This is a genomic window from Luteolibacter rhizosphaerae (genome assembly GCF_025950095.1).
GTDB classification, from domain to species: Bacteria; Verrucomicrobiota; Verrucomicrobiia; order Verrucomicrobiales; family Akkermansiaceae; genus Haloferula; species Haloferula rhizosphaerae.
Map to the genome: position 1 here is coordinate 20,625 of NZ_JAPDDR010000001.1, position 12,587 is coordinate 33,211.

Here is a 12,587-nt window from a genome sequence, read left to right on the forward strand (position 1 = left end):
CGGAGACCGCAACGGTGCTGCGGCGGAGATCCTGCTGGAGGTAGGCTTTCGGACTTGGTGTTTCGCAGCGTTGCTGCGGAGGTCCTGAGGAAAGAGGCCCGGGCGATGGGAGTGGCGTGCCCGGGATGAATGGGAGGCTTTCGGACTGCTGTTCCGCCCGGCACTCACGTGCCGGGCGGGTCACAAGCGATATTCAAGGAAGAATCTTACTTCGGCACCACGAGACCGCCGTCGGTGAAGCGTTGGACCTTGAAGCTAGCATCATCGAAAAGTCCGCCGCCGGACGGAGCGTCGACGTTCTTGATTTGGTCGCGCAGGGCATCCGCGAAGGTCGCCTTGAGACCGGAGAGACCGCTTTGCGGCTTCACGATGCGGTTGTAGAGCCAGGCGGTGTATTTGCCGTTCCGAACGTTTTCGTTGGTCAGTTCGACGCCGTTATACTTCAGGGCGATGCCGCGGTTGGCCACCGGGAGCACGCCGTTCAGGCCGAGGATGCGGTTGTTCGCATCGCCGGGAGTCACGTAGCCGACGTAGTAGCCATCGACCGCGTCCTCATACAGGTATTCTGTCTGCTGAGTGTCGGGGTTGAAGAAGGCGCCACGGTAGGCATCGGGGCCGAGGTCGGCAGTGAGCGTCTGTGCGACCAGAGCTCCCGAGCTGTAGCCACCGCTACCCAGGCTGCTGAAGATTCCGCTGATGGTCTCGGCGGGCCAGAGGGCTTGCTTGCCCACCACGCCACCGTAGACGAGTCCGTTTGCCGAGGTTTGCGGAGTGCCTCCGTCAAGGGCGGCGAAGCTCGGCTGCCAGACCTTCACCGCGGTGGAGGTGCCCAGGCCGACTTCGGTGTAGGCACCGAATCGCTGACCGGCATCGGTGTTTCTTCCGATGGCCCAAACCGTCTTGTTGTTGTCGTTGGTGTAGTCACCCGTGAACTGGGAGAGACGGACCGAACCGGTGGTGTAGAGCAGCTGTGCCAGCTGCGTGGTGATGTTCGCACCGGTGGCCGGGAAGCCCGGGCTGGCATAGAAGCCGAGCGGGGAGACGCCCACCACTTCCTCGATCACGGGACTGTAGGTGACATTCTCGTAGAAGCCGTTGAAGGGTGAGGTGGACTGGAAGTTCGTGGAGAAGCCGAAGTCGGCCTTCGCGAGTTGGTAGTCGGTCCCCTCCGTGGTGCCGGTGAGCGGGTTCGGCACCGCGCCCGTGCCGGTACCATTGCTCACCACGAAGCGTTGGTCGGTGTTACCCGCCACGGCCGCGATGCCGGCGAGCGCACCGGCGTAGGAGACCTTGATGGTCACCGCATTGCCGGCGTAGGTACCGCTCCAGGCACCGAAGTTCGCGCCGGTCGCAACGCCGAGATCCCCCGTGGAGGACGTATTCCCGTTGATGCCTTGGAAGGTCCAGCCGGAGGCGAGCAGCTTGGAGATCGCGGTTTGGGTCGCGGTGCGGTCGCCGTTCGAGGCGACGATGCGAATGGTCGTCTGGGCGTGCGCGGCACCGCCAAGCGCGAGAACGGTGAGAAGCAGGGAAGGAAGAAGTTTCATAGGAGTATGGAAATTGAATCGGTTAGATAAAGGGGGAGGGGATCACTGGCTGACATTCACGCGGTAGAAGCCGGTGGCGCGGCTGCGGCGCTCGGTGTTCGTATCGACGTATTCCTCAAGAGCCGTGGTGGCGCCGATGTTTAGCGTGGCAATGGTTTGCCAACCCGAGAGATCCTCGGAGTACTGGACGGTGTAGGTGCGGTTCGCAGCCGATTGGAAGCGGATGGCAGGGCCGTTGGCGGTCTGCACCACTTCCTTGACGTTGAAGAAGCTCGACCCGTTGTTCGGATCGGTTCCCGCCACGGCTTCTTCGGCATCGGTCCAGCCATCGCCGTCGGTATCGAGATTCGGTTGGGTCGCGCTTGCCGCCGTGAAGGTTACGAGGCCGGATCCGCTGATCGTAAAGCGGCCGAGATTTTGCACCGGCGTGGTGGTGCTGCTCGAAATGCGGTAGAAGTCGAGAACCGTGCCACTGACCCCCCCACCGAAGTCGCCCTCGATGCTTCCCCACTGGCTGAGATTGCCGAAGTCCGTGGTTCCCGGTGTTGCGACTTGGAAGTTGTAGCTGGCACCACCGGAGAAGTTGCTCTGGAGGGTCGCCACCGGGCTGTTCGTCGTGGCATTGCGCCCGCGATAACCGTTGATGCCCTCCAAGACGCTGAGGACCTGACTGGTCACGCTATTGCGGCCTGCCAGGTTAAGGTCGGACCAAGGTGCCGAAGCGGTGGCGGGCACCGGGCGTTCCCTTGATCCGTAGACCGCTGGGCTGGCACTGTTCCGGGTGCCGAAGACACCCCAGAAGAGATCGGTCCGGGAAGCCCAGTTGGCACCATACTGAGTTTGGAGGTCCGCCCCAAGATCACCAAGGGCGCTCAGCGTGAAAGTTGAACCGGGGCTCGCGTTCCGGAAGGCGGTATCCTGACCCAGATTTACCAGGTAGGAAGAGTCGGAGCCCTGACCGCCGCTGGCGCGGAAGCCGAGAAACACGTCTCCATTGGCGGGATTCGGAACCGGCGCGGCGCTTGCAGCAGCAAACCCCGCCACGACAATGGAGGAGAATTTTACATTAAAAGGTATGAATTTCATCTAGGGAGAATCTGGAGGATCGGTATTGGGAGACGACGTGACGCCGGGAGATAGAAATGAAAAGGTCTGCCGACGCCACGTCGTGGTCACCGAGCAGCCGCATCAGCCCGGAGTGCAGCACCGAGATGCACCCGTGGATGACGTGACACGTCGACTGGTTAGTACATGGCGAGGACTTGTCCCCTGATCTGGACCGATCCGCTTCAGAATTCCTGATCGCCGATCGGCAAACCGGGCTTTCACCCGACTTCAATCGCTTGGACTCCACATTTGATGGTCGTCCTCACCTTGTTGGCTCCCTGTCGTGAGGGTCGCCAGCCATGGCCCTTTGTAGGTTACCAAGGGCGGCTTTCTGGCCGCGGGCGGAATTCATACTCCTTGGGAGGGTTTTGCAAGAGTTTTTTACGCGAGGCTTGGTAGGTGAAGGAGTTGGGCTCGATTTCCCCCACTGTTTGGCCCTCCGATCAATCGGGTTTCCTTGTAAGGATCTTTTTAAGAAAAGTCCGGTTTTGAGGCGAAATTCGGCTGAAATCCATAGAACTTGCTCTGGTCAAAGGCTTTCCCGGATGTTACCTGATATTCATGTTCGCTTTACGAATTGCTGCCGGAACCCTGCTTCTTGCGGGGGTTCTTGTGTCGGCGTCGTGTGACAAGGCCAAGCTGGCGGTGGATGCGGCGCGTGAAAAATTTCGGGGCGCGGCTGATCCCAATGCTCCTGCCGCGCCTGGTGGCGATGTAGCCCCGGATCTTGCCTCGCAGGTAGACAGCGGCGCGGAGGGTGTCCGCTTCCGGCGGGATCTTCCTTTTCCTATGAACCTGCGCGTGAGGCTTACGGACACCCGCAGTGTTCAGAATGCCCGCATGAGCAGCACCTCCGCCTTGGGCAGCGAGTCGTCTTCGGTGACTGTGGATATGGAGAGCGTCAGCGTTCTGGATCGTCGGGGGCCGGTGGTCGGCATTGCAGTCGAACGTTCCGGCGTGGTGGTGCCTCTTGTAGATGGCGAGAAGAAGCAGGAGACGAAGACCCCGGATCAAGGGACTTCGGGCGCACTTCCGCGGATCGCCTTTGAACAAGGACCCCGAGGATGGCGATTGGTCAGAAATCAGGGCCCGATGGACTTCCGGACAAAGCTCCAGGAGCAGGCCATCCTGCCGAGAATGGATGAGTTGCTATCCGCGGCGGGCTTGGCGCCGCGGCGGCAGTGGTTCTCTGCTTCCCGGCGCTGGGCCGCGGGTGACCGTCTGGTTCTTGAAGGAGATTCGCTTCAGATGATCTTCCCACCACGGACCAAGGGCAAGGTCACGCTGGTGTATGAAGTTGCGGAACCGATCAACGGGCACCCCTGCGGGCGCTTCTCTGTCAGCGGTGAGTACTCGCTCAAAGGTGAGCTGCGTCCGACTGGTGAGATCATCGACCGGGACGCCACGATCAAGTCGGGTAAGATCTGGTGCTCACTTTTGTATCCACTCGTGCTGCGGACGGAGGGGGAGCTGGTCTTGACCGAATCCGAAGGCTCCGATGGTGGTCCGAAGCGTAAGCTTCAAGGTAGTGTGAAAAGCGTGTCCGCCATGAACTGGGACAAGGTTTCCGAAGGTTGATAAGCTTCGTGGGGACTTCGGGTGCCGCGCGCTACTGCGCTCGTTGGCAGTTGTTGGAGATCCCGGAAGCAAGGGCCTTAAAACAAAAGTCCCCGGACACTAGAGGGGGGAACCGTTCCAGTGTCCGGGGGCCCTTTTGGGGGGCTGTGCAACTATCCCTTACGAGAAAAATGCTGTCCGATTTTGCCCCTGATGGCCAGCGGCGAATCGTGAGAAATGCATTTTCTTTGAAACTCCCTTACGTTGAGCAGTTCTATCCGTGATCTAACAAAGATGACGCGAGAGTTGTGCGGAGAGTTGAATCGCGGAAGCCGATTTCAGCGTGCCGCGACCAGATCGTAGCCGCGCCAGTCGGAGATGGTGACGTCCGCGAAGCTGCCGACCGGGATGCTTTCATCCACGTGGACGGAGCCGTCGATCTCCGGAGCATCCCACTCCGTGCGGCCGACGCCCTTTTCTTCCACCAGCACGCGCACTTGCTTGCCGATCTGCTCTTGATTGACCTCACCGGCCACCTTCTGGAGTTCGGCCATGGCGCGGCTCCAGCGGCTCTTGCGGGTCTTGTGGTGAAGTTGTCCCTCCATCTTGTAGGCACGGGTACCTTCTTCCTTGGAGTATTGGAACACGCCGGCGCGCTCGAAGCGGAACTCGCGGATGAACTCGAGGAGTTCCTGGAAGTCCTCTTCCGTTTCGCCCGGGAAACCGACGATGAAGGTCGTGCGTATGCCTAGGCCCGGGATTCCGGCGCGCATGCGGCGGAGCAGGTCGCGGATGTAGTCGCCGCTAGTCACGCGCTTCATCGCGGTGAGCATGCGGTCGGAGATGTGCTGCAGGGGGATGTCGACGTACTTCGCCACCTTGTCGCACTCGGCGATCGTCTGGATCAGCTCGTCCGACCAGTGGGCCGGGTGGGTGTAGAGCAGCCGCACCCAGAACTCGCCTTCGATCTTGTTGATCTCCCGCAGCAGGGTGGAGAGGGATTCGCCGCGCTGGGAGTTCACCGGCGAGTTCGGTTTCGGCCGCTCGCCTTCCCACTGGTCCATGCCGAAATAGGTGGTGTCTTGCGAGATCAGGTTGATCTCTTTCACACCCGACTTCACCAGGGCCTCGACCTCGCGGACGACGGACTCCTGCGTGCGCGAGCGGTGCATGCCGCGGATCTTCGGGATGATGCAGAAGGTGCAGGTGTGGTTGCAGCCTTCCGCGATCTTCACGTAGGCGAAGTGCTCGGGCGTCAGTCGGAAGCGCGGCGTGGTGTAGTCCGGCACGTACTTCGGCTTCAGCGTCACGTAGTCGCGCGGATCATCCGTGGCGGACGGGCCTTCGGTCTTGGCCACTTCCGCGGCGTTCTTCTTGCCGAGGAGATTTTCGATGATCGGGGCGACCTTGGTGATCTGGTCCAGTCCGATGAAGGCGTCCACCTCCGGCATGATGCCCGGCAGCTCCTTGGCGAAACGCTGGGAAAGACATCCGGCCACGATGATCTTCTGGCGGGCGCGCTCCGGGTCATCGCCGCGGGCGTTCACCGCGCCGAAGACGGCATCGATCGACTCCTGCTTCGCCATGTCGATGAAGGAGCAGGTATTCACGATCAGCACATCGGCCAGTTCGGCTTCAGAGGTGAGCGCCATACCAGCTTCCGCGAGGTGGCCCATCATGACTTCCGAGTCGATGAGGTTCTTCGCGCAGCCGAGGGAAATGAGACCGACGGTGGTGGACATGGAATGCAATGCGGAGTGTGAGATGCGGAAAGCGGTGAGGAAAGAAGAGGCCCGCCCTGTGAATCAGGCGGGCCGGGAAGATCGGGTGATGTGAGCGAGACAGCGCGTTTACATCGGGTCGAGGATCAGCTCGTCGCCCGGCTGGGGCTTGGCCTCGGGAAAGGCACCCATGGGGGTGGCGATCGCGCCTTCGATGCTCATCTCACCCACCTTCAGGCGACCGAGGATACCGGAGTTGCGACGCACGCAGAGCACGGTTTCGGGCTGTACGTTCTCCGGCATGAGGATCTCGATCGTGGCGAAGCCGCCGAGCTGCGGGTCATCCACCCACTCCTTCACCCGGGCGATCAGCATCGCATCGCGGACCATGCGGGCGCGGCGACCTTCATTGTCGCGTTGCTCGAGTACGTGGCCGGCCACGTAGGCGGCTTCGTTGTTGGCGGTTTCGGCATTGCGCTCGGCCTTTGCCTTCTCGGCTTCCAGCTTGGCGAGTTGCTCTTCAAGAGCCGCGACTTCCGCGGGTGCGGGCGCAGCCGGGGCGGGCGCAGCCGCTTTCTCGGCGGCAGCTTTTGCGGTGGCTTCTTCGAGAATCCGCTTCTGGCGCTCGGTCTCGAGCCGGTCCTGCTCGATCTGGAGCTGCTGGATCTGGGCCTTCAGCTCGGCCACCTCGTCCTTGCTGGCGCTCTTTTCGGCCGGGCCGTCCTTATATGCAACGGCCAGAGCCCCGATCAGCAGCGCGACCGTGGCTCCGAGTAGAATCTTCAGCGTGTCCATGGGGGCGGAGATTGCGCGGCCCCCGGCGGCTTGTCAACGCGGTGACACGGGGGTTAGAAAGCCCCCTGCCATACGGAAAATCAGGATCTTCTCAGGATTTCGGGGCTGAAGTCAGGCGGCGGACCCGGATCTTCTTCCAGAGCTTGCGGTCGCTGCTTTCCGGGAGAACCGCTTCCCAGCCCGCAAGCGCCGAGGGTGGGAGCACCTCCGCCCCACCCGCCAAGGTTTCATTCAGGCTCGCCGGGGTGGTGACCGAGCGAACGACCGGGAAGCCCTCCCGGAAGGCAGCCCGGGTCCGGATCTGCATCGCCCGGTGGCCGGAGCCATTGACCAAATTTGCCAGCAGGATGCCGCCGGGTTTCAGCAGGCGCTTGAGCGCGTTGATCTGCTTGGCGTCCGATTTGCCGGGGCGGAAGACGTCGTCGCGGCCTGCCAGATAGACATCGTCGATCACCACGTCGAAGCGTTCCTTGCACCTCGCGATCCACTCGTAGGCATCGGCCAGGTGAACTTCGATTCCCAGCTTGTCGAGGTGCATGTTCAGCTCGGCCAAGGCGACGATCTCGGAATCGATGTCCACCGCCACCAAACGGCAATCCGGCAGCAACTGGCGCAGGATCCGCATCGCCGTGCCGCCTGCCAGGCCGAGCATCAGGATCGACTGCGGTGGTCCGCCGGGGCGCAGCAGGGCCGCGGCCGCCAGATTGTCCCACGCGAGCCCGGTGAGGAATTTCTTCTCGTGCCACCAGGCATGGATGGCACCGGCGACGCGGAACTCGCACTGCTTCTCGGACTTCCAGATCTGCACCTGCTGGTGAGCGGTATCGACGATAGCGTGGCAACGGAGCGGCATTGGAGCAAAAAGGATCGGGATGGATCGGCGTCTTCAATCAAAATCCCATGGATCGGAACGATGATGACCCAAAGCTCTTGCCATGCCCGCGCCGCCTGTTTTGACTCCGCGCCGATGACCCGATGCGGGCGCATGGAATCCGGTGAGAATCCGGAGCAGTCGCGCTGCGGTATCCGATGAACGAATTCCCACACAGCCAATCCGGGCGCGAGTCCGGGTGAAGGCGGGAAGGAGGCGGAGGGGCGGTGCGAGCCGCGTCTTCAGAATCGGGAGCCCGAATACTTCGTCCCGCCTCGCTCGTCCCGGTGCCGCTCCTCCGAATGCGGCATCGTGAAGGCCTTTCCGCGAAAGGAAGGCGACGGGAGCGGAGCACGATCGCCGGTGGACCCATGTTCCCCGGCCCGGGCTTCTCTTCTCTTCCGGGAACACCAATTGAAGAGATTAGATGAAATTGAAAACACTCGCGGCGCTTGCCCTCGCAAGCGTCCTCTCCCTCATGGGGGCGGCGGAAGCGGCCACCATCGTGCTCGGGTCCGGCTCCGATAGCGCCTTCTACGTGCTGGAATCGCCGAACATCGGCACCCGCACTTACGAGATCCGCTTCACCCATAACGAAGCCGATCCCTTGGACGGCTGGGATCTCTTGCAGGTCGTGGATAGCTACGAAAGCGATCTGAGCGTGCAGGCCTTCAACTTCGGTTCGGAAGAGGCTCCGAACTGGTTCGTGAATGCCATCACCTGGATGGGGATCACGGAAACTTCCAACTCGGACGAGCCTTACGTTCCATCTTGGACGCAGTGGGTGTCCGGCGGTGAAGCGGGTTGGCCGAGCGCCTCTCCCATCGCCAGCGGAACTTGGACTTCCGGTAGCGGCTTGTCCTCTCCCTTCCGAGTGATCGAGCCCGGTTCATGGGAAGCGCTCAAGTTCAGCGATTTCACCACCGTGCCGACAGTGACACCGGTGCCCGAACCGTCCGCGCTGATGCTGGCATTCTGCGGCATGGCTTTCTTCATCCGCCGCCGGCGGTAAACGAATCTCTGCGGGTGGAATGCCCGTGCATCCGGGGGAGCCAGACACGTGAACCCTTGTCGATCCATCCACGCTTGCATCGGAGTGCTGCTTTTAGGCGGTGCCCTGCCATTGCGTGCGGAGGAACTCAAGGAGATCATCGTGGAGGCGGATGCCGAGGAGACTGTGGTGCCGCCGCATTTCGCGGGCAGCACCACGGTAATCGAGGGGAAGACGATCGCCGAGTCGGGAGCTCGGTCGGTAGCTGAACTGTTGGCGACTCGGGGAGGGGTCCGCCTCAGCAGTAGCTCCGGTAACAGCTCCGGCTCGGCGGTTCATCTCCGCGGTTTCGGCGAGAACTCATCGTCGCGCGTTCTCGTGCTGGTCGATGGGAGGCCGCTTAACCGGCCGGACATGGGCGGGGTTTCTTGGCTTGAGGTGCCGCTGGCACGTATCGAGCGGGTCGAAATCCTGCGAGGGAGCCAGACCGCGCGATTCGGTGACAACGCCGCCGGCGGAGTGATCAATCTGGTGACCAAGGAGGGCGGAAAGCGCTCAACGGTGATCGAGGCGGCGGGGGGGAGCGATTGCTACACGCTGGCGAGGCTGAGTTACCAAGATACTTTCGCTGGCAAACGCATCGCGCTCGATCTGGAGCGTAACTACACGGACGGCTGGCGACAGAATGCGGAGAGCGAGCTGGAATCCGCGGCGCTGCGGTGGAGCAGGGACTTGGAGAGCCGCGCCGAACTTGAGTTCGGAGTGTCGTGGGCGAACGAGAGGAACGGCTTTCCGGGGCCGCTGAGCAAGGAGCAGTACCTGCTTTCCCCACGTGAATCGATCTACGAACTCGCCGGAGTGGCGGACCAGTACTTCAGCGAGCAATCACGCTGGGGATTCGATGGGAATCTGATCTTGGGCAAGAAGGGCGAGCTCGCCTTCGAGATGCCGATCGCGTTCACACGGCGTGATCAGGAATGGAATTTCGGTGCGGGGATGCACGCGGACAATCTGCTGCAGACTTTCTCCGCAGCCCCGCGCTTGGGTGCGGCGGGCGAACGCTGGGAGCTGGAGGCGGGATTGCAGTATCGCCGCGATTCTCTGGATGTGTCGCAGTTCGCGGAGATCCAGCGGGTCAACCGAACGGCTCAAGCGGAGCTGGGGCGGGAAACGCTTGGTGTTTTTGCCTCGGGTGAGTGGGAACCGTGGAAGAATTGGCATCTCGGGGTCTCCGCGCGCTGGGAGACCACGCAGGTGGATGCGTCCGCCCGTAACTTCGCTTCGCCGGCGAATCCGAATCTTAACTTCGACCGCGAGAATGATGAGGCCAACCGTGCGTGGCAGATCGGGTTGCGCTGGGAGCCGCGGGAGGATCTTTCGAGCTGGGTGCGTTACGACCGGCTTTATCGTCTGCCCTCCACGGACGAGATCGCGTCCTATCAGGGCTATCCGCTGACGAGACCTTTCAACGATCAGCTCCGGGCGGAAACGGGCCATAACCTGGAACTCGGTAGCGAGTGGAGTCCTGGCGACTGGCGTTTCCGTCTGAACGGATTCGCCCAGTGGTTGGAAGGAGAGATTGCTTTCGACTACCTCCAGAACCTCAACGTGAACCTCGCCGACACGCGGCGGCTAGGGGTGGAGAGTTCGATCGGCTACAGCCGGGGCATCTGGGAGGCGGATCTTCATTACACGAACCTGATCGCGGAGTATGAGGGCGGGGTCTATGCGGGGAAGCAGGTTTACCTCGTGCCGCGCCATGAACTCACCGCGCGGCTGGCCTGCCGTCCGGTCGAGAAGGTGATGATTCAAGGCGAGTATCAGTACATCGGCGATGCCTTCGAGGGGAACGATTTCCAGAACACCCGCGAGAAGTTGCCGTCCTATGGAGTGGCGAATCTGCTGCTCCGCTACGAGCCAAAACCAGGGCTATCCGTGTATCTGCGGGTGAATAACCTGCTGGACGAGCATTACGCCACGGTGAAGTACAGCGGCGTGTGGTATCCCGCTTCCGGCCGCCAATTCCAACTCGGCATCCGCCGCGAACTCTGATGATGATGCGTTTCACGATCGCCTTGCTTGCCACGACTGCCGCGGCCCTTGCGGGACCCTATCCTGGGGCTCCGAACACGCAGGGTGTGACAACGGATGCGATCGGCAAGGATAGCCCCTTGTTCGTCTCTTGGGCGAAGGGCCACGTGGACTACGTCTGGGGAACCAATGTTTCCTCAAGCTGGCGCACGCCGGCAAAGGCCTACGGCAAGGCGACGGAGGATGTGATGGATATCGTCTGCCTGGGAGACAACGGGAAGATCACGATGTACTTCCCACATCCGATCAAGGACGGGGCGGGGGTTGACTTCGCGGTCTTCGAGAATTCGTTCAGCATCACCCCCACGGGCTTCTTCGAGTTGGCATTCGTGGAGGTTTCGAGCGACGGGGTGAACTTCTTCCGATTTCCGTCCGATTCGCTCACGCAGGCTGTGACCAATTCGATCGATCCGACCAATGTGAGCGGTCTGGCGGGGAAGTATCCGGCGGGTTATGGCACTCCCTTCGATCTGGCGGTGCTGGCGGCATCGCCGCTCTTGGACAAGGGGAACATCCGCTTCGTGCGGCTGATCGACATCCTGGGGAACGGATCGGCGAAGGATAGCAGCGGGGATCCGATCTACGATCCCTATCCCAATACCGGCTCCGCGGGATTCGATCTCGATGCAATCGGGGTGATCCACCAGAACGATGGGGACTTCCGGATGCTGGAGTCGGTGGTGGCGGGAGCGAGCATCCAGCTCATATGGGAAAGCAATCCCGGGACGAGCTACCGGGTCGAGCGCTCGCTCGGGTCCTTGAGCAACTGGCAGCCGGTGCAGGTGGTGCCGGGTGTCACGACGGGTGGCAGCACGGCACTGAGCGCGCCTGTGCCGGCAGGAGAAAGCGCCTGCTTCTGGCGGGTGGTGGGGGTGGAGTAGGAGGTTTTTCACAGGGTTGTTCACACCTACGCGATCGCGTGGGGAGGTCATGAAATGTCTGTGGATCGGACATTTTCAAAGGGTGTGAACAGGCAGGAAGGGTGAAATTCGGACTTAGGGTCCCTTGCAGTGGTGCGGTTTGCATGGCATATGCCTAACAATGCCGAAGTGTCAGCTAGTGTGTTTGGTCCTGATCGCTTGCATGTTCACCCTTCTTGGAAGTCGGGTTGTCCGATCTAGTAAGCTCTTGCTCAATGACTTATGCTCATGCCAATCTAACGGCATGAGCTTCCTCCCCCCTGTCCTGCTGCTGGCGTCGATTGGCGCGATGCGGCCGGTGTTCATGATCATCATGGGCGTGTTCCTGCTGCTGACGGTGTGGCGGATCACGCGGGGGACCTCCGGCTGGGCGCCGCGGGTCCTGATGGCGGGAGCGCTGATGCTGGCCTTCGGCTACGCCGTGGTAATGCCGCTCTACCAAGGGGGCATGATCGTCCCGGTATCTCCGGACGGCGGTGCCTTATTCGAACACACGGCCAGCCAGATCGGTTGGCACCTTGCCAAGATGGTTTCCATGAACTGCGGCTGGTTGCTGCTGGGCTTGGGTGCCGCGATGCACGCCGGCCTGTTCGAAACCGAGAAGTCCACCGCCCCGATCCAAGTCCCGATTTCTTCTTCCCATGAGCCAGTTCGTTGAGTTTGTCGTCGAGAGAGGCTTCGTGATGGATGCCTTCGGTGTGATCGGCTTGGGCTTGCTAGGCTTGGCTGCGGTGCGGCTTTCGCAGCGCTACCGCTCCTGGGGCGGCTCGCTGCTGGCCTGTGGAGCCTTGCTCTTGCTCTTGGGGCGCCTGTGGGTGCTGGCATTGCCGCACCTGCTGGCCTCTCCGGTGAGAAACGATCTCGGTCCCACCTTGGTGGAGATCGTCTCGCTTGCGCCTTTCGCCCTCCTGACTGCAGGTCTGGCGGGTGTCGTCTGGGGACTCTGGGGTCACGAGCAGTGGCTCCGGTCTGAACGCTAATACGGCT

General features: G+C 61.7%; 11 protein-coding genes and 1 riboswitch. Of the genes, 6 read left to right on the plus strand and 5 right to left on the minus strand.

The window, feature by feature from the left end:
• Positions 1 to 206: 206 nt before the first annotated feature.
• Together OJ996_RS00055 and OJ996_RS00060 are read right to left on the minus strand one after the other, a co-directional pair.
• Positions 207 to 1,547: a hypothetical protein gene (locus tag OJ996_RS00055; protein ID WP_264509872.1), complete on the minus strand. Its 1,341-nt coding sequence runs from the start codon at positions 1,545 to 1,547 to the stop codon at positions 207 to 209.
• A 42-nt stretch (positions 1,548 to 1,589) separates the two neighbouring features.
• Positions 1,590 to 2,633, minus strand: coding sequence for a thrombospondin type 3 repeat-containing protein (locus OJ996_RS00060; RefSeq protein ID WP_264509874.1), 1,044 nt, complete (start codon positions 2,631 to 2,633; stop codon positions 1,590 to 1,592).
• 582 nt (positions 2,634 to 3,215) lie between these two features.
• Between OJ996_RS00060 and OJ996_RS00065 the strand changes: the two genes are divergently transcribed.
• The gene (locus tag OJ996_RS00065; RefSeq protein WP_264509876.1) at positions 3,216 to 4,232 is read left to right on the plus strand and encodes a hypothetical protein; all 1,017 of its coding nucleotides are present in this window, start codon (positions 3,216 to 3,218) and stop codon (positions 4,230 to 4,232) included.
• A gap of 317 nt (positions 4,233 to 4,549) precedes the next feature.
• Here OJ996_RS00065 and rimO read toward each other — a convergent pair whose 3' ends face one another.
• The 3 genes from rimO to OJ996_RS00080 all read right to left on the minus strand — a co-directional run bounded on the left by rimO (position 4,550) and on the right by OJ996_RS00080 (position 7,580).
• A complete protein-coding gene (gene rimO / locus OJ996_RS00070) occupies positions 4,550 to 5,953 on the minus strand; it encodes a 30S ribosomal protein S12 methylthiotransferase RimO (protein ID WP_264509878.1) in 1,404 nt (467 codons plus the stop codon).
• Positions 5,954 to 6,061: 108 nt separating this feature from the next.
• Complete coding sequence (locus OJ996_RS00075; protein WP_264509880.1) at positions 6,062 to 6,727, minus strand: hypothetical protein; 666 nt, start codon at positions 6,725 to 6,727, stop codon at positions 6,062 to 6,064.
• A gap of 91 nt (positions 6,728 to 6,818) precedes the next feature.
• Positions 6,819 to 7,580 carry a spermidine synthase gene (locus OJ996_RS00080; protein WP_264509882.1) on the minus strand — a complete coding sequence of 254 codons (762 nt, stop codon included), beginning with the start codon at positions 7,578 to 7,580 and terminating at the stop codon, positions 6,819 to 6,821.
• Between the two features lie 134 nt (positions 7,581 to 7,714).
• A riboswitch (cobalamin riboswitch) is annotated at positions 7,715 to 7,862 on the plus strand.
• Between the two features lie 163 nt (positions 7,863 to 8,025).
• On the opposite strand from OJ996_RS00080, the gene OJ996_RS00085 reads away from it, so the two are divergent.
• The 5 genes from OJ996_RS00085 (at position 8,026) to OJ996_RS00105 (ending at position 12,580) form a co-directional block, all read left to right on the plus strand.
• Positions 8,026 to 8,610, plus strand: coding sequence for a PEP-CTERM sorting domain-containing protein (locus OJ996_RS00085; RefSeq protein WP_264509883.1), 585 nt, complete (start codon positions 8,026 to 8,028; stop codon positions 8,608 to 8,610).
• Between the two features lie 48 nt (positions 8,611 to 8,658).
• Positions 8,659 to 10,641 carry a TonB-dependent receptor gene (locus OJ996_RS00090; RefSeq protein WP_264509885.1) on the plus strand — a complete coding sequence of 661 codons (1,983 nt, stop codon included), beginning with the start codon at positions 8,659 to 8,661 and terminating at the stop codon, positions 10,639 to 10,641.
• Between the two features lie 5 nt (positions 10,642 to 10,646).
• Complete coding sequence (locus OJ996_RS00095; protein ID WP_264509888.1) at positions 10,647 to 11,561, plus strand: hypothetical protein; 915 nt, start codon at positions 10,647 to 10,649, stop codon at positions 11,559 to 11,561.
• A gap of 283 nt (positions 11,562 to 11,844) precedes the next feature.
• Positions 11,845 to 12,258 carry a hypothetical protein gene (locus OJ996_RS00100; protein WP_264509890.1) on the plus strand — a complete coding sequence of 138 codons (414 nt, stop codon included), beginning with the start codon at positions 11,845 to 11,847 and terminating at the stop codon, positions 12,256 to 12,258.
• The gene (locus OJ996_RS00105; RefSeq protein ID WP_264509892.1) at positions 12,242 to 12,580 is read left to right on the plus strand and encodes a hypothetical protein; all 339 of its coding nucleotides are present in this window, start codon (positions 12,242 to 12,244) and stop codon (positions 12,578 to 12,580) included. Before OJ996_RS00100 ends, OJ996_RS00105 begins: the two co-directional genes overlap by 17 nt.
• Positions 12,581 to 12,587 lie beyond the last annotated feature (7 nt).

Coding starts and splice junctions, on each gene's coding strand:
- OJ996_RS00055 (WP_264509872.1), bottom strand. CDS start 1,547: ATGAAACTTCTTCCTTCCCTGCTTCTCACCGTTCTCGCGCTTGGCGGT.
- OJ996_RS00060 (WP_264509874.1), bottom strand. CDS start 2,633: ATGAAATTCATACCTTTTAATGTAAAATTCTCCTCCATTGTCGTGGCG.
- OJ996_RS00065 (WP_264509876.1), top strand. CDS start 3,216: ATGTTCGCTTTACGAATTGCTGCCGGAACCCTGCTTCTTGCGGGGGTT.
- rimO (WP_264509878.1), bottom strand. CDS start 5,953: ATGTCCACCACCGTCGGTCTCATTTCCCTCGGCTGCGCGAAGAACCTC.
- OJ996_RS00075 (WP_264509880.1), bottom strand. CDS start 6,727: ATGGACACGCTGAAGATTCTACTCGGAGCCACGGTCGCGCTGCTGATC.
- OJ996_RS00080 (WP_264509882.1), bottom strand. CDS start 7,580: ATGCCGCTCCGTTGCCACGCTATCGTCGATACCGCTCACCAGCAGGTG.
- OJ996_RS00085 (WP_264509883.1), top strand. CDS start 8,026: ATGAAATTGAAAACACTCGCGGCGCTTGCCCTCGCAAGCGTCCTCTCC.
- OJ996_RS00095 (WP_264509888.1), top strand. CDS start 10,647: ATGCGTTTCACGATCGCCTTGCTTGCCACGACTGCCGCGGCCCTTGCG.
- OJ996_RS00100 (WP_264509890.1), top strand. CDS start 11,845: ATGAGCTTCCTCCCCCCTGTCCTGCTGCTGGCGTCGATTGGCGCGATG.
- OJ996_RS00105 (WP_264509892.1), top strand. CDS start 12,242: ATGAGCCAGTTCGTTGAGTTTGTCGTCGAGAGAGGCTTCGTGATGGAT.